This is a genomic window from Massilia sp. YIM B02769 (assembly GCF_030411995.1).
In the GTDB taxonomy this organism is placed as follows: domain Bacteria; phylum Pseudomonadota; class Gammaproteobacteria; order Burkholderiales; family Burkholderiaceae_D; genus Telluria.
The window spans coordinates 162679-180517 of the sequence record NZ_JASNRC010000013.1 but is presented as its reverse complement, the minus strand read 5'-3'; the positions used below and the strand labels follow the sequence as shown (position 1 = coordinate 180517).

At 64.9% G+C, this 17839-nt stretch carries 18 protein-coding genes and 1 tRNA gene; 5 read left to right on the top strand and 14 right to left on the bottom strand.

Annotation, left to right across the window (positions count from 1 at the left end):
- Window positions 1-352 precede the first annotated feature (352 nt).
- From QPK31_RS20935 to rplU, 7 genes are all read right to left on the bottom strand, one after another.
- Window positions 353-2017, bottom strand: a complete 1665-nt coding sequence (locus tag QPK31_RS20935) for a methyl-accepting chemotaxis protein (protein ID WP_290424817.1) — start codon at window positions 2015-2017, stop codon at window positions 353-355.
- A gap of 359 nt (window positions 2018-2376) precedes the next feature.
- Window positions 2377-2745 carry a nuclear transport factor 2 family protein gene (locus QPK31_RS20930; RefSeq protein ID WP_290424816.1) on the bottom strand — a complete coding sequence of 123 codons (369 nt, stop codon included), beginning with the start codon at window positions 2743-2745 and terminating at the stop codon, window positions 2377-2379.
- A gap of 11 nt (window positions 2746-2756) precedes the next feature.
- Window positions 2757-3887, bottom strand: coding sequence for a glutamate 5-kinase (gene proB / locus QPK31_RS20925; protein ID WP_290424815.1), 1131 nt, complete (start codon window positions 3885-3887; stop codon window positions 2757-2759).
- Entirely contained in the window at window positions 3884-4324 is a 441-nt protein-coding gene (locus QPK31_RS20920; RefSeq protein WP_290424814.1) for a hypothetical protein, read from the bottom strand. Before QPK31_RS20920 ends, proB begins: the two co-directional genes overlap by 4 nt.
- Window positions 4314-5429: a GTPase ObgE gene (gene obgE / locus QPK31_RS20915; protein WP_290424813.1), complete on the bottom strand. Its 1116-nt coding sequence runs from the start codon at window positions 5427-5429 to the stop codon at window positions 4314-4316. The genes QPK31_RS20920 and obgE overlap by 11 nt, the downstream gene beginning before the upstream one ends.
- Before the next feature lie 104 nt (window positions 5430-5533).
- Window positions 5534-5806 (bottom strand): 50S ribosomal protein L27, encoded by a 273-nt coding sequence (gene rpmA / locus QPK31_RS20910; protein ID WP_290424812.1) that lies wholly within the window; start codon window positions 5804-5806, stop codon window positions 5534-5536.
- Between the two features lie 42 nt (window positions 5807-5848).
- A complete protein-coding gene (gene rplU / locus QPK31_RS20905; protein WP_136220275.1) occupies window positions 5849-6160 on the bottom strand; it encodes a 50S ribosomal protein L21 in 312 nt (103 codons plus the stop codon).
- Between the two features lie 268 nt (window positions 6161-6428).
- Here rplU and ispB point away from each other — a divergent pair, with 268 nt between their 5' ends.
- From ispB to QPK31_RS20890, 3 genes are all read left to right on the top strand, one after another.
- Window positions 6429-7418 carry an octaprenyl diphosphate synthase gene (ispB, locus tag QPK31_RS20900; RefSeq protein WP_308634118.1) on the top strand — a complete coding sequence of 330 codons (990 nt, stop codon included), beginning with the start codon at window positions 6429-6431 and terminating at the stop codon, window positions 7416-7418.
- A gap of 55 nt (window positions 7419-7473) precedes the next feature.
- Window positions 7474-7550 (top strand) — tRNA-Pro (locus tag QPK31_RS20895).
- 62 nt (window positions 7551-7612) lie between these two features.
- Window positions 7613-8191 (top strand): YdcF family protein, encoded by a 579-nt coding sequence (locus QPK31_RS20890; protein ID WP_290424811.1) that lies wholly within the window; start codon window positions 7613-7615, stop codon window positions 8189-8191.
- A 106-nt stretch (window positions 8192-8297) separates the two neighbouring features.
- Here the strand turns inward: QPK31_RS20890 and QPK31_RS20885 are convergent, their stop codons facing one another.
- The 3 genes from QPK31_RS20885 to QPK31_RS20875 form a co-directional block, all read right to left on the bottom strand.
- Window positions 8298-8918: an NAD(P)H-dependent oxidoreductase gene (locus QPK31_RS20885; protein ID WP_290424810.1), complete on the bottom strand. Its 621-nt coding sequence runs from the start codon at window positions 8916-8918 to the stop codon at window positions 8298-8300.
- Window positions 8919-9016: 98 nt separating this feature from the next.
- Entirely contained in the window at window positions 9017-9196 is a 180-nt protein-coding gene (locus QPK31_RS20880) for a hypothetical protein (RefSeq protein ID WP_290424809.1), read from the bottom strand.
- Window positions 9193-10329, bottom strand: coding sequence for a PepSY domain-containing protein (locus QPK31_RS20875; RefSeq protein WP_290424808.1), 1137 nt, complete (start codon window positions 10327-10329; stop codon window positions 9193-9195). The genes QPK31_RS20880 and QPK31_RS20875 overlap by 4 nt, the downstream gene beginning before the upstream one ends.
- Window positions 10330-10442: 113 nt before the next feature.
- Between QPK31_RS20875 and QPK31_RS20870 the strand changes: the two genes are divergently transcribed.
- Window positions 10443-12620 carry a TonB-dependent siderophore receptor gene (locus QPK31_RS20870; protein WP_290424807.1) on the top strand — a complete coding sequence of 726 codons (2178 nt, stop codon included), beginning with the start codon at window positions 10443-10445 and terminating at the stop codon, window positions 12618-12620.
- Window positions 12621-12630: 10 nt separating this feature from the next.
- On the opposite strand, the gene QPK31_RS20865 is transcribed toward QPK31_RS20870, so the two are convergent.
- The 4 genes from QPK31_RS20865 to QPK31_RS20850 all read right to left on the bottom strand — a co-directional run bounded on the left by QPK31_RS20865 (window position 12631) and on the right by QPK31_RS20850 (window position 16800).
- Window positions 12631-13704, bottom strand: a complete 1074-nt coding sequence (locus tag QPK31_RS20865) for a porin (RefSeq protein WP_290424806.1) — start codon at window positions 13702-13704, stop codon at window positions 12631-12633.
- A gap of 119 nt (window positions 13705-13823) precedes the next feature.
- Window positions 13824-14126, bottom strand: coding sequence for a hypothetical protein (locus tag QPK31_RS20860; protein ID WP_290424805.1), 303 nt, complete (start codon window positions 14124-14126; stop codon window positions 13824-13826).
- A 2-nt stretch (window positions 14127-14128) separates the two neighbouring features.
- A complete protein-coding gene (locus QPK31_RS20855) occupies window positions 14129-15466 on the bottom strand; it encodes an acyclic terpene utilization AtuA family protein (RefSeq protein WP_290424804.1) in 1338 nt (445 codons plus the stop codon).
- A 20-nt stretch (window positions 15467-15486) separates the two neighbouring features.
- Window positions 15487-16800: a CitMHS family transporter gene (locus QPK31_RS20850; protein ID WP_290424803.1), complete on the bottom strand. Its 1314-nt coding sequence runs from the start codon at window positions 16798-16800 to the stop codon at window positions 15487-15489.
- 130 nt (window positions 16801-16930) lie between these two features.
- Here QPK31_RS20850 and QPK31_RS20845 point away from each other — a divergent pair, with 130 nt between their 5' ends.
- A complete protein-coding gene (locus QPK31_RS20845) occupies window positions 16931-17836 on the top strand; it encodes a LysR family transcriptional regulator (protein ID WP_290424802.1) in 906 nt (301 codons plus the stop codon).
- The last annotated feature ends 3 nt before the right edge of the window (window positions 17837-17839 follow it).

The window sequence follows — 17839 nt, the reverse complement described above, 5'->3', positions numbered from 1 at the left end:
ATCTGTTTGAACTGCTCTGTGTACTTCGTCATATCACCCCAAAAAGTTGTGTCTAACTTTTTGGGGTCACTTCACCCGTGCCCACGCGGTTACGTGCTCATCCTTGCACCGCGAGCCGAAGCGCAGCGCTCGATACATCGAGCTTGGACACACACTGTTTTGTCGCTAACGGTTTTTGCACGCAGCCCGGGCGATACTTCGCCGCTGCGGACGGAGGAGACGTGCGTACCGCGTGGGCACAGGGTGCCCACCCTACGTCAGCGTTGGTAGCCATGCCAAGTGCGGCAATATGCCGGCAATAAAAAAGCCGCGCGGCATGTGCGGCGCGGCTTTGGTCAACGGCAAAAGCGAATCAGAACTCTTCCCACTCTCCCGCACCCACCGTGGCAGGCTTGGGCTGGCGCCGCACCGCCGGGCCGACTGCCACGGCCGGCGCAGCCAGTCGCACCGGCTTGGCGCGCGCCACTGGCGCTTCCTTCGCCACCAGTACATCGCCATCGAGCTTGAACACGCCCACCACCTCGTTCAGCGCCGCGGTCTGCTCGCGCAGCGCCTGCGCGGCGGCGGCGGCTTCCTCGACCAGCGCCGCATTCTGCTGGGTCGTGGTGTCCATCTCGGTCACGGCGATGTTGATCTGCTCGATGCCCGCGCCCTGCTCCACGCTGGCGGCGCTGATCTCGGCCATGATGTCCATCACCCGCTTCACGCTGGCGACGATCTCGGTCATGGTAGTGCCGGTCTCGTTGACCAGCACGCTGCCCGCTTCCACGCGCTCGACCGAATCGCCGATCAGCGCCTTGATCTCCTTGGCGGCCGTGGCCGAACGCTGGGCCAGGTTGCGCACTTCCGAGGCGACGACGGCAAAGCCGCGCCCCTGCTCGCCCGCGCGCGCCGCTTCGACGGCGGCGTTCAGGGCCAGGATGTTGGTCTGGAAGGCGATGCCGTCGATGACGCCGATGATGTCGACGATCTGCTTCGACGATTCGCTGATCGAGGCCATGGTCGTGACCGCGCGCTCGACCACGTCGCCGCCCTTCAGCGCCACGTCGCAGGCGCTGATCGCCAATTGGCTGGCCTGGCGCGCGTTGTCGGCGTTCTGCTTCACGGTCGAGGTCAGTTCCTCCATCGAGGACGCGGTTTCTTCCAGCGCGCCGGCCTGCTGCTCGGTGCGCGAGGACAGGTCCATGTTGCCGGTGGCGATTTCATCCGAGGCCACGCTGATGGTCTCGGCGCCGCTGCGCACCTTGCTGACGATCTGCTTCAGGCTGGCGTTCATGTCCTTCAGCGCCCGCAGCAGCTGGCCGGTTTCGTCGTTCGACGTCACCTCGATCCGGGTGCGCAGGTCGCCGGCAGCCACAGTCTGCGCGACTTCCACGGCGCGGCCGAGCGGACGCACGATCGAACGCGAGACCAGGACACCCGCCACGATGGCCGCGCCGGAGCCCAGTACCATGGCGATCAGGCTCAGCAGCGTAGCGCGCTTGCTGCTCGCTTCGGCGGCGGCCACGCTCTCATGGGTCGCGGCGACGATCTGCTCGTTAAGTTCGGCCAGCAGTTCCGATGGTGCGCGGTCCTTGCCCTTCACCGCCAGGTCGCCCACGCTCGCCTCGAAACCGGCAGCCACGAACTGTTCGTAACCCCTGCGGAAATCCTGGCCCATCTGGGCGTGGGCGCGGCCGAATTGCTCGATCAGATCGCGCTGCTTGCCCGTGGGGAGATCGGCGCCCAGCTTGGCCACCTGCTGCGCCACCTGGCGCTCGCTGTCCTGGAAGGCTTGCCAGTACTTGGCGCGCTCGGCTTCGTCCTTGCCTCGCAGGAGCGTGTTCTTCCACTCCTGGATCTGGGTCTTGAAGGCCGACAGCAGCGTCTGGACCGCATCGGCCTGGCCATAGGTGGTCACGGCGTGGCCGTAGGTATCGATCGAGCGGTTCAGCGCGGACAAGCCGAACAGGCCGGCGCAGGCCACGACCAGCGCGACGGCGGCAAAGCAGAGAGGAAGTTTGCGACTCAGTTTCATGGTGGTCCTGGTTATCGTCAATACGAGAATATCCAGGCGAGTCTACGGGAGGTTATATCCGTGCGGCAACTAAAAAGCAGACGCTGGAAGGCTTATGCGTGCGGAATGTCCGCTCGCCACAACACAGTTATGTGAATGATACGAGGAAAGTTATCGAGGTTGCTATGAATGGGCGGGAACGGCCAATGAGGAATCCGCGTGGGCTCGAGAGCCCACCCTACGAAACACGTTGCGTATCCGGGTTTCGCGTGATCTTGTTGTTGGCTGTGACTGTAGGTGGGCTCTTGAGCCCACGCGGATTCAACATACCAATAACGCGACAGGCAACAGCCCCACCTGCGCCGAGGCTGGAAGTGCGGCTAGGCGCAGGCCAGCATGCTGGTCGCGCCCGTGGCAAACGACGCCCGCGCAATGCGCCCGTCAACCACCTCGTACACGCACAGCATCTCGACCGTGCCGCGCCCTTCCGGGAAGTTGCGGTACACCAGTTCCAGGTCGGTGACGAAGTTGCCGGCCACGCTGCGGGTGAGCAGCTGGGCACGCAGGTCGGGCTCGGCGAAACGGGTCTCGTAGCGCGGGCGAATCTGGTCGTGGCCTTCGGCCAGCAGTGCGCCGTGCAGGGCGAACTGCCGGGCATCCGGCGCGTAGGTCGCCATCAGGGCGTCGAGGTCCTTGGCGTTGTAGGCATCCAGCTGGGCCTGGACCACGGCGGCGGGGGAAACGGTCATGCGAGATTCCATCACAGTAAAACCAGGTTATCGCGGTGCACCAGCTCCGGGCCTTCGATGTAGCCGAGGATGGCTTCGATCTCGTGCGAGGAATGGCGCATGATGCGGCGCACTTCGCTGCTGGTATAGCTGGTGAGTCCGCGCGCGATCGGCGTGCCGTCTTCGCGCACGCAGGTGATCACCTGGCCGCGCCCGAACTCGCCGCGCACCGCGATCACGCCGATCGGCAGCAGCGATTTGCCCTCTTGCGTCAGCTTCTGCACGGCGCCGGCGTCGAGCACCACCTCGCCGGCCGTGTGCAAATGGTCGACCATCCACTGACGGCGCGCGGTCAGGCGCGTGGTCGGCGCGTTCAGTTGCGAGCCGATCGCTTCGCCGCTGGCCAGGCGCGTGAGCACATCCGGTTCGCGGCCCCAGGCGATCACCGTGTGGGCGCCGGAACGGGCGGCGCGGCGCGCGGCTAGCACCTTGGTCAGCATGCCGCCCCGGCCGATGCTGCTGCCGGCGCCGCCGGCCATCGCTTCCAGCGCCGGGTCGCCCGCTTCGGCCTGGGCGATCAGGCGCGCTGCCGGGTCCTTGCGCGGATCGGCGGAGAACAGGCCGCGCTGGTCGGTCAGGATCACCAGCGCGTCGGCCTCGATCAAATTCGCGACCAGGGCGCCCAGGGTGTCGTTGTCGCCGAACTTGATCTCGTCGGTGACCACCGTGTCGTTCTCGTTGATGATCGGGACCACGCCCAGGCGCAGCAGGGTCGTGAGGGTGGCGCGCGCGTTCAGGTAGCGCTCGCGGTCGGCCAGGTCGGCGTGGGTCAGCAGCACCTGCGCCGTCTTCACGCCGTGGGTGGCGAAGCTCGATTCGTAGATTTGCGCAAGGCCCATCTGGCCGACGGCGGCGCAGGCCTGCAGTTCGTGGATGTCGTGCGGACGGTTGGTGAAGCCAAGGCGCAGCATGCCTTCGGCGATGGCGCCGGAGCTGACCAGCACGACTTCCTTGCCGAGGCCGCGCAGCGCGGCGATCTGGGTAGCCCAGCGCGCGATGGCCTCGTGGTCGAGGCCACGGCCTTCATTGGTGACGAGCGAAGAGCCGACCTTGACGATGATGCGGGCGGCTTGGTGGAGACAGGAGAAATGCGCGGAGTTCATGGCGAGAGAGGTGTGGCGCGCGGGCGCAAGGCCAGCAGGGCCAGGCCTGCCAGCAACTCGATCCCGCTGACGATCAACAGGGACCCATGCGGCAGGCCGATCGCGCATGCCGCGACCAGGCGCCCGGCCGGCTGGGCCAGCAAGAACAATGCAACAAGATCGCCGAGGATGGGCTGGTCGCCCCGCCTTGCCGCCAGCACAGCCAGCCCCGCGATCGCGAGACGGACTCCGACATAGATGGCATAGAACTGGCTGTAGCCATTCACGCCAACGAGAAACAGGCCCATGACCGCGGCGACCCGGTCGGGGTCGAGCACGGCGATGAGCGCCGCCAGCGAACTGGCGGTGGCCACCAGCTGCAGCAGCTGGCCGCGCGCCCAGTCACGCGTGAACGTGAACGCCGGGCGCTTGGTGATGACGCGGTCCTCAGTCTTCAAGGATCTTGAAGCGAGGATCGTCAGGATCGATCGAGTTGATGCCGCGTGCTTCCTCGGTCATCTGCGTCGTTTCGTCCACGCGCACGTCGAGCGCGCGCTTTTCTTCCAGGTGCAGGTAGATCGCGTTGATCAGGTCCTGGCAGCCTTCGCGGCTCAGGGCCGAGATTTCGAAGACCGGGCCCTTCCAGGCCATCTTCTTGAGGAAGTCCTTGACCTTCTTCTTGCGCTCTTCCTCGGGGATCATGTCGAGCTTGTTCAGCACGAGCCAGCGCGGCTTGTTCAGCAGGTCTTCGTCGTACTTTTCCAGCTCCTTGATCAGGGCCTTGGCTTCTTTCACCGGATCGACGGTCGCCTCGAACGGCGCCAGGTCGACGATGTGCAGCAGCAGGCCGGTACGCGCCAGGTGGCGCAGGAACTGGTGGCCGAGGCCCGCGCCTTCGGCCGCGCCTTCGATCAGGCCCGGGATGTCCGCAATGACGAAGCTCTTCGCGTGCGAGACGCGCACCACGCCGAGGTTCGGATGCAGGGTCGTGAACGGATAGTCGGCGATCTTCGGCTTGGCGTTCGAGACGGCCGTAATAAAAGTAGACTTGCCGGCGTTCGGCATGCCCAGCAGGCCCACGTCGGCCAGCACCTTCAGTTCGAGGCGCAGCTGGCGGCGTTCGCCCGGCTTGCCGTCGGTCTTCTGGCGCGGTGCGCGATTGGTCGAGGTCTTGAAGTGGATGTTGCCCCAGCCGCCCTCGCCGCCCTTGGCCAGCATTTCGGTCTGGCCGTGCTCGGTCAGGTCGGCGATGATTTCGCCGTTGACGTTATCGATGATCAGGGTACCGACCGGCATGCGCAGGACCACGTCGTCCGCGCCCTTGCCGTAGCAGTCCGACCCGCGCCCGGCTTCGCCGTTGCGCGCGGTATGGACTTTCGAATAGCGGAAATCCACCAGGGTATTGATGTTGCGGTCAGCAACCGCCCAGATCGAGCCGCCCTTGCCGCCGTCGCCGCCGTCCGGCCCGCCAAAGGGACGGAACTTCTCGCGCAGGAACGATGCGCAGCCGTTGCCGCCGTCGCCCGCGATGACTTCAATTCTTGCTTCGTCGATAAACTTCATGATGACCGCCAAAAAACTAAAAAGGCTCTACCGTGGGCAGAGCCTTTCGATGGAAGGCTTGCGCCTTGCAAGGATGCGCCGCTCTGGGCGGCGCTATACGTCAATTAAGCAGCGACTGCTTCAGCTGCAACGACGGTCACGTACTGCTTCGAACCGACGCCTTGCTTGACGAACTTGACCGTACCGTTCACCAGGGCGAACAGGGTGTGGTCTTTGCCGAGGCCGACGTTGACGCCTGGACGAACCTGGGTGCCACGCTGACGCACGATGATGCCGCCGGCGTTGATCGCCTGGCCGCCGTACACTTTCACGCCGAGGCGTTTGCTTTCTGAGTCGCGGCCGTTACGGGTAGTGCCGCCGCCTTTTTTGTGTGCCATTTAAGTACTCCTGGATGACTGTTTAAAAATAGACCGGGGCAATTAGCCGTTGATCGAAACGACTTCGATCTCGGTGAAGTTCTGGCGGTGGCCCTGACGCTTCTGGTAGTGCTTACGACGGCGCATCTTGAAGATACGAACCTTGTCGTGGCGACCGTGGGAAACGACCTTCACCAGAACCGTCGCGCCTTCGACCAGAGGAGCACCAAACTTGATGCTTTCGCCCGCGCCAACGGCGAGGACCTGATCGATGGAGAGTTCGGAACCAATGTCTGCCGGTATCTGTTCTACTTTGAGTTTTTCGCCAGCGACAACTTTGTATTGCTTGCCACCGGTTTTTATGACCGCGTACATGATTGAAACCTCATCAAATGTTTAAAGAATTCCCGCCGGCGCCGTCGCGCTGAGCTGGTCTGAAGCCGGGGAACAGAGGATTATACATAGTTCGCCGCATTGCGTCAAAAGGCGGCATCTGCCGTCAACAGCGTGGCATCTCAGCAACGACGTGCACGAACGGCGAAAAGCAGTGGCTAATTCCTTACAGTTGGGCAAATGGCACGGCTCATGCTTGCTTGTCGTATAATCGCCGCACTTGAAGATCAACGTCTATCGCAGGTTCGCCTTGTCCGCCGCTACCCAACACGCTCAACAGAACAACATTACCCAGACGATCGCCGACGACATGGCGGCGGTGAACACGGTGATCCGCCAGCGCCTGCACTCCGACGTCCCTCTGGTGAACCAGATTTCCGAGTACATCATCAGCGCCGGCGGCAAGCGTATCCGCCCCGTCCTGGTGCTGCTGCTGGCGAACGCGCACGGTTACCGGGGCACCGCGCACCACGAACTGGCGGCGGTGGTCGAGTTCATCCACACCGCCACCCTGCTGCACGACGACGTGGTCGACGAATCCTCGATGCGCCGCGGCCGCGAAACGGCGAACGCCCTGTTCGGGAATGCGGCCTCGGTGCTGGTCGGCGACTTCCTGTACTCGCGCTCGTTCCAGATGATGGTCAGCCTGGAAAGCATGCGCGTGATGCAGATCCTGTCCGACGCCACCAACGTGATCGCCGAAGGCGAAGTGCTGCAGCTGCTGAACATGCACAATCCGGACGTGACCCACGAGAGCTACCTCACCGTGATCCGTTCGAAGACCGCCAAGCTGTTCGAGGCCGCCGCCGAGCTGGGCGCCCTGGTCGCCGGCGCGAATAACGAGCAGATCGCGGCAGCGGGTGAATACGGCCGCTCGCTGGGCACCGCGTTCCAGCTGATCGACGACGTGCTGGACTACGCCGGCGACGCCGCCGAGATCGGCAAGAACGTCGGCGACGACCTGCGCGAAGGCAAGCCTACCCTGCCACTGATCTACCTGATGGAACACGGCACGCCGCAGCAGCGCGAACTGGTGCGCACCTGCATCGAACAGGGCGACGAGCAGCATTTCGATGCGGTGCTGGCAGCGGTCACGTCGAGCGGCGCCCTGGATTACACGCGTCGTGAGGCGGAAGCGGCGGCCCACCGCGCTGCCGAGTCGATCGCCGGCTTGCCGGACAGCGTGTACAAGGACAGCCTGCTCCAGCTCTGCAGCTTCGCAGTTGACAGAAACCACTAAGAATATTTATAGTTATGCCATCCCGAGGTGCTGCTTCCCGGCACCTCAAACCAGTCGGGGTGTAGCTTAGCCCGGTAGAGCGCTACGTTCGGGACGTAGAGGCCGGAGGTTCGAATCCTCTCACCCCGACCACAGAATTCAAAAGCCAGACCAGGCGCATGCCGGTTTGGCTTTTTTCATATCGGCGGCCATGAATGCGTGACATTGCCAGGCGTACGGCATCCCTCTTCCTGTTGATCGTCGTACTGGTGCTGGCCGGCGCCATCGCCGTCACCGCCGACGGCTTGCGCGACAATGCCCGGGCCAGCGATGTCGGCGTGGTCCTTGGTTCGAAGGTCATGCCCGACGGTACGCCCTCCGACCGCTTGCGCGCACGACTCGACAAGGCGGCCGACCTCTACCGGCAGGGCATGTTCGGGCACATCATCGTCAGCGGAGGAACCGGGGTCGAGGGATTCAGCGAAGCCCGGGTCATGGCGGATTACCTGGCCGAGCGGCAGGCGATTCCGCGCACCGTCCTCCTCCTCGACGAGGGAGGCAATACGACCGAGGCGACGGCCCGCAACAGCGCCGCCATCATGCGGGCACAGGGCTTCAGGAGCGCGGTAGTCGTCACGCAGTTCTTCCACCTGACCCGCAGCCGCTATGCACTGCGGCGCGCCGGCATCGACACGGTTTATACGGCGCATGCCAATTACTTCGAGGCGCGCGATGCGTATTCGCTGGCGCGCGAGCTTGCCGCGCTGCCCGTCTACTGGTTCGAGGCTCGCTAACCAGGCCCCGCGGAATGCAAAAAAGGCAGATCGACTCGATCTGCCTTTTTCGTTTTTACATGCCTGGGTCGGCGATGGAACCTGGGTCGCCAGGATATCTTGATGCTTACGCCAGCTCGGTAACGAACTGCGACAACGGACGACGCACTTTCTTCAGGTTGACGAGCCAGTCACCCTCTTCCGCACGATAACCAATCGGCAAGAGAATCACCGAGCGCAAGCCACGTTCGCGCAGCTTCAGGATCTCGTCGACCTTGGCCGGATCGAAGCCTTCCATCGGCGTGGCATCGACCTTTTCCTCGGCGGCGGCGATCAGCGCGCTGCCCAGGCCGATGTAGGCCTGGCGTGCGGCGTGCTCGAAATTGGTCTGGGCGTCGCGCTGCGGATAGGTCGACAGCAATTGCTGGCGGTAGGCTTCCCAGCCTTCATTCTTGAAGCCGCGCTCGTCGTTTACCAGGTCGAACATGGCATTGATGCGCTCGGGCGTATAGTTATCCCATGCGGCGAATACCAGCAGGTGCGAGGCGTCGGTCACCTGCGCCTTGATCTGTTCACGCAGGCCAGGGTTGGTCACCACGAACATTTCGTACTGTTGCAAGCCACTGGAGCTGGCTGTCAGGCGCACCGCCTCGAGAATGCGGTCGATTTTCTCTTTGGCGACCTTCTTGGCAGGGTCCATTTTTTTGGTGGCGTAACGCCACTGCAAGGTTTGCAGGAGATCGGACATGCGGATTTCTTTCCATGTGAAGTGAAGAACGCGTCATGATGCCCGACTCGGCAAATTCTTGCCGAGCAGGGCCTTATTTTGCCTTCGACACTCGCGTGTTACCGCGCTGCCGGCCGGCGCAGGCCGTACCACCCGCCCACCGCCACCACCGCACCCAGCGACACGGCGAACACCGCATCCCACACGCCGTCGCCCAGCAAAGCGCTGACGAGGCCGATCACGGTCAGCACGCCGAGCAGGATCGGCGCGGTCCAGACGGGGCCGAAGACGCGCATCATACGGCTGCCTCCTCGGCACGCACTTCCGCCGGCTTGGCAGCCGCCGCCTTGCCGCGCTTGAGCCATAGGTAAAGGCCGGTGATCAGCACCACGATGGTGGCGATGTCCAGCAAGGCCCACAGCAGTTTCAGGGCCTGGCCGCCGTAGTCGCCGAAGTGCAGCGGCTGCGACACGCGCAGCGCGACCATGTACCACGGCAGGTCGACGCTGGCGACCACCTGGTCGGTCTGGGCATCGACCAGGACCGGCTTTTGCAGGCGCGAAGTCAGGGGTGTGGTGCCCTGCATGAAGACGATGTAATGGTGCGGCGTGGCGAACTTGGTGCCCGGGAAGGCGACGTAGCGCACCCGCATGCCGGGCTCGGTTTTCTCGGCGGCGGCGATCACCTGGGTCATCGATCCCAGCCTGGTCACCGGGGGCAGGCCGGCGTACGGCGCCGTCATCGCGGCCAGTTCGGTCTTTTGCCAGACCTTCAGCAGCAGGTCCGCCCAGGTATTGATGACGCCGGTCGTGCCCACTACCAGCAGCCACACCAGCGTGACGATGCCGAGCAGGTTGTGCAGGTCGAGCCAGCGCACCCGGCGGCTGCGCTCGTGCCGCACCGTGCCGAAGGCCAGCTTGCGCGTGAAGGGCGCATACAGCACCACGCCCGACACCACCGCGACGATCAGCAGCAAGCCCATGAAGCCGAGGAAGAGCTTGCCCCACAGGCCCGCGTACAAATCGACGTGCAGGTGGAACATCATCGACATGAAGGGACCGCCTTCGACCGGCGGTTCGGGCAGCAGCTGGGCCGAACGCGCATCCACCAGCAGGGGCTTGTAGTTCTTGTCGCGCGGCGTGTCGCCCAGGGTCATCGCCCACATATCGGGCTCGTCCTGGTCCTGGGACAGGTACATCATGACCTTGCCGGGATACGCGGCCATGCCGGCGGCGACCACGCGGTCGATGTCGGCGCGCGGTGTGTTGGCCGGCATCGCGGGCGCCTCGACCTCGTTGCCGAGGGCATGGATGATCTCGTGGTGGTAGATCAGCGGCAGGCCGGTGAGGCACAGCAGCAGCATGAACACCGTGCTGACGAGACTGCTCCACTTGTGGATCCAGGACCAGCGGCGCACGTTCTTCGGTGTCATGGGGAGAATGGATAGGTAGGAAAGGCCAAGATAATAATAGTTCTCATTTACCTCAGCAACCCATTCAACATATAATGCGAACCGTTCTCATTTGCAACTAGCTCGCCTATCCAATGACGCCTGTCCATTTTTCGCTGACTCCCCTCGCCCTTGCCGCCCTGTTGATGACCGCAGGCAGCGCCATGGCGCAAAGCGCCGACGCACCCGCTGACACCGAACCGATGGCCACCGTCGTGGTCACTGCATCGGCCGATGCCTCCGCCCAGGGCTTGCCGTCGGCGTATGCGGGCGGACAGGTGGCACGCGGCGGGCGCATCGGTTTGCTCGGTAACGTGGACATGATGGATACGCCGTTCAACACCACCAACTACACGCTGGGCGTGATCCAGGACCAGCAGGCGCGCAGCGTGGCCGACGTCGTGCAGAACGACCCGTCGGTGCGCGTGGCGCGCGGCTCGGGCAACTTCCAGGAGCTGTACGTGATCCGCGGCTTCGCCGTCAACTCGGACGACCTGGCCTACAACGGCCTGTTCGGCCTGCTGCCGCGCCAGTTCGTTGCGGCCGAGCTGCTGGAGCGCGTGGAAGTCTTCCGTGGCGCCAGCGCTTTTGTCAACGGCGCGGCGCCGGGCGGCGGCGGGATCGGCGGCACCATCAATTTGCTGCCGAAGCGCGCGGCCAGCCGGCCGCTGACGCAAGTCACCGTAGGCGTCGAATCGGGCGGCCAGGCCTACGTGGCGGCTGACGTGTCGCGCCGCTTCGGCGAAGAAGAACGCCTGGGCCTGCGCGTGAACGCCGCCCACCGCGAGGGCGACACCGCCGTCGACCGCGAATCGCGCAAGCTGGACGTGATCGCGGTCGGCATGGACTATCGCGGCGATGGCTACCGGCTGTCGGCCGACATCGGCTACCAGGACCACTCGCTGAACAGCCCGCGCCCGAACGTGACCTTGCTCGCCGCAGTGCCGATGATCGCGCCGCCTTCGCCGACCAGCAATTTCGCCCAGCCCTGGACGGTCTCCAGCGAACACGACACCTTCGGCACGGTGCGCGGCGAAGTCGACCTGGCGCAGGACGTCGTGGCCTGGGCCGCCTTTGGCGCGCGCAGCGGGGACGAGTACAACGAACTGGCGTCGCCTCGGGTCAGCAATGCCGACGGCACGACCAGCATGTCCCGCTTCGACAACGTTCGCCACGATAAGGTGCGCACCGGCGAAGTCGGCGTGCGCGGCATGCTGCGTACCGGCGGCGTCAAGCACACGGTCAGCGCGACCGCTTCGGCCTTCTCGCTCGATTCGCGCAACGGCTACGCCACCGGCCCGGCCCAGATCACGAATATCTACCGCCCGGTCGACTATCCGTCCGTAAAGCCGACGCCGACGGTGGGCGGCAGCATGACCGATCCCCTGCTCACCGCCACCAGCGACCTGGCCAGCTACGCAATCGCAGACACGCTGGCGATGCTGGACGACAGCGTGCTGCTGACGGTCGGCGTGCGCCACCAGCGCATCCGCTCGGGCAGCTTCAGCTACACCACCGGCGCACGCATCGGGCGCTACGACGAAACGGCGAGCACCCCAGTGGCCGGCCTGGTCTACAAGCCGGTCAAGGGCGTGTCGCTGTATGCCAATTACATCGAGGCGCTGCAGCCTGGCCCCGTTGCGGCGGGGACGGATATCGACAACGTGGGCGAGGCGTTCGCGCCTTACCGCTCCAGGCAGAAGGAAGTTGGCGTCAAATACGACGCCGGCAAGCTCGGCATGAGCGCGGCGCTGTTCACGGTCGCGCAGCCGTCGGCCTATGTCGTGAATCGCCACTTCGGCGTATTTGGCGAGCAGCGCAACCGCGGCCTGGAACTGTCGGTATTCGGCGTGCCGACGCGCGGCGTGCGCGTGCTGGGCGGCTTGACGCTGCTCGATACCGAGCAGGTCAGCACCTTGAATGGCGTCAACCAGGGCAAGGATGCGATCGGCGTGCCGAAGACCCAGCTGAACCTCGGGAGCGAATGGGATGTGCCCTATGTCGATGGCCTGACCCTGGATGCGCGTGCGGTGTACACGGCGTCCCAGTTCGCCGACGGCGCGAATACGAAAGAGGTGCCGTCGTGGTCCCGCTTCGACCTGGGCGCCAGTTACGCGATGCGCGTCATGGAGCGTGCGGTCACGCTGCGTGCGCGCGTGAACAACGTGGCGGACCGCAGCTACTGGGCGTCGGCCGGCGGCTTCCCGGGGAGCGGCTACCTGGTGGTCGGTGCGCCGCGTACCTTTACCCTGTCGGGAACCGTAAACTTCTGATCACGATCGATCAGAACGCATGGCGAATGCCGACGTTATACGCCTTGTCGCCTGTACCCGCGTTCGAGTTATTGCCGACAGTGTAGCCGGCGCCGTTCTTGTTGACGATCCTGCCGTACGAGGTATAGATACCGGTACGCTTGGACAGTGAATACAGGTAGCCCACCGCGTACTGGGCTGCATCCTGGTTGAACGCCGTCCTGTCATCCTTGCGGATATACGAGGTCATGATCGCGCCCGCCGCGCCGACGGGAATCGTGGCGCCGACCAGCATGTCCCGGCCTTTCAGGCTGGGCAGGAAGTCGCGGCCGTAGGGGCGCGGCGTCGAATTGTTCAGCGGTGCGCTGTTCGGTCCTTTGTCGTCGGAATAGGCGACGTGGATCTTCGCGACCCGGAAATCGTAGTTGGCCACGAACATGATGTTGCGTCCACTCGGATTCGTCACACTCGCCGTGTCATTGTTGCGGTTATTGTAGGTCAGGCGGGCCTGCAGCGGTCCGCCCGCGTAGTTGATGCCCAGGTTGATCTGGCGGCCCGCCTTGCTGTCGCCCTGCACTTCGCCGAGCGCATACATGACATTCGCGTTGAAGCCGTTCCAGGCCGGGCTGGTATACAAAATCGAATTATCGGCGCGCAGGTTGCCGCCCGCGACCGGGAACAGGTTCTTCGCGCTGCCCGAGTAGCCGCTGCCGAAGGGGTCGCCCACCTGTCCCAGGGCGTTATAGGTGGGCGTGTACTGGCGGCCGACGGTGATCGAACCGAGCTGCTTGCTCTCCAGGCCGACGAAGACCTGGCGGTTGAAGGCCTTGCCGGCCGCATCCTGGGCGCCAGTATCGATCAGGATCCCGGCTTCGAGCGTGAACACGGCCGACAGGCCGCCGCCCAGGTCTTCCTTGCCCTTGAAGCCCAGGCGCGAGGCGGTGCCTACGCCGCTGCTCAATTTGGTCGAACTGCCGGCGGCGCCGCCGCTTTCGCGCACGATGCCGGCATCGGTCAGGCCATACAGCGTGACGTTCGATTGCGCCAGGGCGCCGTTCGCGAGCGTGCCGAGGACCAGAGTGGAAGCGAATAGAGATGTCTTCATGGTGTCTCCTTGTTGTTATGGGAAAAGCGGCCGGCGCGACGCCTGGCGGGAGCGCGCGGCCATGCGGCGGCCCGCCCGGGGTGGGCAAGCGCCGAATGCGGTGGGATGGAAAGCCGGACTTAGCCGATTTCCATGTCGAGCAGGGCGGAACTCAGGGATTTGCCATGGGCGTCCAGGGCCAGCGAGCGGGTTACGCCGCCGCCGAGGGCGCTGTGCATGACGAAGTTCATCGCGCCCAGCTGCGGCAGCAGGAAGCGCTGCACGTCGCCGTGTACCACGCCCTTGAAGTGGGCCTGCACACGCTCGGCCGTCACCTGTTTTTCCAGCAGCGGGTAATCATCGAGGCGGTAGGCGATCAGCGACAGGTTCGAGATGTCGCCCTTGTCGCCGGCGCGGGAGTGGGCAATGTCACGTAGCTTCATGTTCAGATCTCCTCGAAATGGATCGCAGGCTGCACCTGCACCGCATCCAGCAGGGTGGAGCGGATCGCCACCACCTCGCGGCTAGCCTTCGTGACCCCGCCTCCGCCGGCCGGGCCGCAGGTGTACAGGGTCTCGACTTCGTTGCCGACCCGGACAGCCTCGCGCATGCTGTCGGCGCGGCCGGCAACCCGCAGTCGCACTTCGTACGGTTCCGCCGACTGCGCGGCCAGCCCGGCGCCATGGATGGCGTTCACGCCGATCAGTTCGGAGCGCACTTCGGTCAGCGCAGCGCCGATGATCTCCAGGCGCTCGGCGACGATCTCCTGCGCCAGCCGGGCACGCGCAAGGGCGCCGGAGCCGGCATACGAAATCTGGCCTTCGCCGACGTAACTGTCGATGTAGCCGACCGATACCTTCAGCATGCCGCTGGGCGGATGCCCGGTGGCGCCGCTGACGGCAACGCGGTCCGGGCCGACCTGGGTCATCGTGACCTGCGAAAAATCGGCCACGACGTCCGGCGTCAGGTAGGCAGCCGGGTCGTGGATCTCGTAGAGCAGCTGTTCGGTGCAGGTGGCGGTGGTAATGCTGCCGCCGGAACCGGCCACCTTGGTGATCTCGATGCTGCCGTCCTCGCCGACCACGGCGATCGGAAAGCCCAGGCGCGCCAGCCCGGCCACGTCCTTGCAGCCGGGGTCGGCGAAGTAGCCGCCCGACACCTGCCCCGCGCATTCCAGCAGGTGACCGGCCAGGGTGCCCTGCCCCAGCCGCTCCCAGTCGTCCATGGCCCAGCCAAACGTGTGGATCAGGGGTGCCAGCACCAGGGCCGGGTCGGCCACGCGGCCGGTGACGACCACGTCCGCGCCGGCGGCCAGCGCATCGACCAGCGGCTGGGCGCCAAGATAGGCATTCGCCGACAGCAGCCGGGCGCCCAGTTCAGCCACCGGTTTGCCGGTGTCGTCGCGGTAGTCGCCGGCTTGCAGCTGCGCGAGCACGTCGTCGCCGACTACGGCCGCGACCTTCAGCTTGCGCAGGCCGAGCGAGACGGCGATCTCGCGGATCTTCGCCGCCGCCGCGAGCGGATTCGAGGCGCCCATGTTGGTGACGATGCGGATGCCTTTCTCGGCGCAGGTCTTCAGCACCGCCAGCATGCGCGCTTCCAGCAGCGGATCGTAGCCGAGCGCCGGGTCCTTCATCTTCGCCTGCTGGGCCAGGGCGATGGTGCGCTCTGCCAGGCACTCGAAGATCAGGTAGTCGATCTCGCCGTGCTCGGCCAATTCGACCGCCGGCTCGATGCGGTCGCCCGAGTAGCCGGCGCCGCCGCCGATGCGCAGGGTTTTCATGCAGGTACTCCTTGAAGTCGTCACAGGGGGAACAGTCCGAACAGCACGCTCACGCAGGTCATGAAGACCGAGGCGGCGAACAGGAAAGGAATCGTGAAGCGCTGATGCTCGGCGAGGTCGATGCCGACCAGGCCAACCAGCAGGAAGGTGGCGGGCGTCAGTGGGCTGACCGGGAAGCCGGTGGTCATCTGGCCCATCAGCGCCGCCTGCCCCATCTGCACCGCCGGCACGCCGAGCGCGGTGCCGGCTTCGGCCAGCACCGGCAGCACGCCGAAGTAGAAGGAATCCGGGTCGAACAGCAGACTCAGTGGCATCGACACCAGGCCGGTGACGAAAGGCAGATGGGTCGCCAGGCCGGCCGGGATGCTGGCCGCGACCAGCTTGGCCATGGCGGCCAGCATGCCGGTGCCTTTCATGATGCCGGTAAAGGCGCCGGCCGCGAACAGGATACTGGCCATCATCAGCGCCGCCTTGGCATGGGCGTCGACGCGGGCGCGCTGCTCGGCGACGTTCGGATAGTTCAGCACCAGGGCAAGCACGGTGCCGAGCATGAAGCAGACCACCGGGTCGAGCACGTTCGAGATCATGGTGCCGAGCACCAGCAGCACCAGCAGCACGTTCGGGATGAAACGTCCCGGGCGGCGCAGTTTCAGTTCTTCTTCGCCGAGTTCGCGCACGTGGTGGGTGTCTGCACCGGCGCCGGCTGCAACGGCGTTGGCGAGGCCGAGGCGGCGCTGCTCGCGGCGGCCCAGCATCCAGGCGCAGCCGAACACGAACAGCATGCCGCAGATCTGCACCGGCACCATCGGCAGGTACAGCTCGGAGATGGGAATGTGCAGCGCCGCCGAGGCGCGCAAGGTCGGGCCGCCCCAGGGCAAGGCATTCGCCACGCCGGCCGCCATCGCGACGATGCAGGCCAGGATGCGCTTGTCCATGTTCAGCTTGATGTACAGGGGCAGCAAGGCCGGCACCGTCACCAGGAAGGTCACCGCGCCGGAACCGTCGAGATGGACGATGGCCGCCAGCATGGCGGTGCCGAGGGTGATCCGCACCGGGTTGGTGCCGACGACCTTCAGGATGCGGTTGACGATCGGGTCGAGCATGCCGGCATCGGTGAGGATGCCGAAGAAGAGGATGGCGAACAGCAGCATGCCGGCGATCGGGGCGATCGCCTTGATGCCGGTGGTAATGAAGCCGCCGATTTCGGCGCCGAATCCTGCGAGCAGCGCAGTCAGCACCGGAATCGCGATCAGGGCGACCAGTGCGGACATTTTCTTGCCGAGGATGACGACGAGCAGCGCAAAAATGGTAATGAAGCCGAGTAAGGCCAGCATAAAGTCTCCAGATGTTGTTGTATGTGCTGATCGATGCAGCACTTGCAACTATTCTGGAGCGCGAAAATTCTCTTGTAAAATGGATTCTTGCGATTGATTATGCTGTTTTCCAGATAAATCGAAACGCGCGATGCTGCCGAACATCTCCACCAAACAGCTGCAAGCCTTCCTGGCGCTGGACGAATGCCGCCATTTCACCCATGCCGCCGAACGCTGCCACCTGTCGCAATCGGCCTTCAGCGCGGTGATCCAGAAACTGGAAGCGGCGGTCGGTGCAAAGCTGGTCAAGCGCGACACGCGCAACGTGACGCTGACAACCGAAGGCGAGCTGTTCGTGGAAGTGGCGCGCGCCCTGCTCGCCGACCTGGACGCCGCCTTTACCGACATGGGCGACTTCATCGCGCGGCGCAAGGGCCGGGTCGCGCTGGCCGTGCTGCCCTCGCTGGCGGCGAATGGCCTGCCCGCCGTGATCGCGGAATACCGGGAAACCTATCCGGGCATCGTCGTGAGCCTGTTCGACGCCCTCTCGGACCAGTGCCTGCACATGCTCAGGCAGGGCAAGGTCGACCTGGCGCTGACCGCGCCGGGTGCGAACCTGTCCGAATTTCATACCAGTACCCTGTGCAGCGATCCCTTTTATCTCGTCTGCCGGCGCGACCATCCACTCGCGAAGGAGCGCAAGATCCGGGTGGCCGACCTGGCCGGCTGCGAATTGATCCACCTGGCGCCGTCGACCAGCGTGCGCCAGCACGTCGACCAGCTCACGCGCGACCTGCCGGTGCGCCATTCGGGCCTGGAAGTCGAACACCTGGCCACCGTGGCTGGCCTGATCGAACATGGCCTGGGCGTGAGCCTGGTGCCGGAACTAACGCTGTTCCAGTTCCGCAGCGCCGGCCTGGTGGCGATCCCGCTCGAGACCGACGCCGTGACGCGGCCCATCTTCATCGTGCAGCACAAGGAAAGGGCCCTGTCTATTGCCGCACAGGGCATGCTGGAACTGATCGAGGCGCGCCTCGGCGGCGCGCGCCGTCGGTAAGCT

Bases quoted from the DNA above. Each gene is read 5' to 3' on its own strand.
- QPK31_RS20875 (WP_290424808.1), bottom strand. From the start codon at position 10,329: ATGACACCGAAGAACGTGCGCCGCTGGTCCTGGATCCACAAGTGGAGC.
- QPK31_RS20860 (WP_290424805.1), bottom strand. From the start codon at position 14,126: ATGAAGCTACGTGACATTGCCCACTCCCGCGCCGGCGACAAGGGCGAC.
- QPK31_RS20865 (WP_290424806.1), bottom strand. From the start codon at position 13,704: ATGAAGACATCTCTATTCGCTTCCACTCTGGTCCTCGGCACGCTCGCG.
- rpmA (WP_290424812.1), bottom strand. From the start codon at position 5,806: ATGGCACACAAAAAAGGCGGCGGCACTACCCGTAACGGCCGCGACTCA.
- QPK31_RS20855 (WP_290424804.1), bottom strand. From the start codon at position 15,466: ATGAAAACCCTGCGCATCGGCGGCGGCGCCGGCTACTCGGGCGACCGC.
- QPK31_RS20870 (WP_290424807.1), top strand. From the start codon at position 10,443: ATGACGCCTGTCCATTTTTCGCTGACTCCCCTCGCCCTTGCCGCCCTG.
- proB (WP_290424815.1), bottom strand. From the start codon at position 3,887: ATGAACTCCGCGCATTTCTCCTGTCTCCACCAAGCCGCCCGCATCATC.
- QPK31_RS20885 (WP_290424810.1), bottom strand. From the start codon at position 8,918: ATGTCCGATCTCCTGCAAACCTTGCAGTGGCGTTACGCCACCAAAAAA.
- QPK31_RS20890 (WP_290424811.1), top strand. From the start codon at position 7,613: ATGCGTGACATTGCCAGGCGTACGGCATCCCTCTTCCTGTTGATCGTC.
- QPK31_RS20850 (WP_290424803.1), bottom strand. From the start codon at position 16,800: ATGCTGGCCTTACTCGGCTTCATTACCATTTTTGCGCTGCTCGTCGTC.
- QPK31_RS20935 (WP_290424817.1), bottom strand. From the start codon at position 2,017: ATGAAACTGAGTCGCAAACTTCCTCTCTGCTTTGCCGCCGTCGCGCTG.
- rplU (WP_136220275.1), bottom strand. From the start codon at position 6,160: ATGTACGCGGTCATAAAAACCGGTGGCAAGCAATACAAAGTTGTCGCT.
- obgE (WP_290424813.1), bottom strand. From the start codon at position 5,429: ATGAAGTTTATCGACGAAGCAAGAATTGAAGTCATCGCGGGCGACGGC.
- QPK31_RS20930 (WP_290424816.1), bottom strand. From the start codon at position 2,745: ATGACCGTTTCCCCCGCCGCCGTGGTCCAGGCCCAGCTGGATGCCTAC.
- QPK31_RS20880 (WP_290424809.1), bottom strand. From the start codon at position 9,196: ATGATGCGCGTCTTCGGCCCCGTCTGGACCGCGCCGATCCTGCTCGGC.
- QPK31_RS20845 (WP_290424802.1), top strand. From the start codon at position 16,931: ATGCTGCCGAACATCTCCACCAAACAGCTGCAAGCCTTCCTGGCGCTG.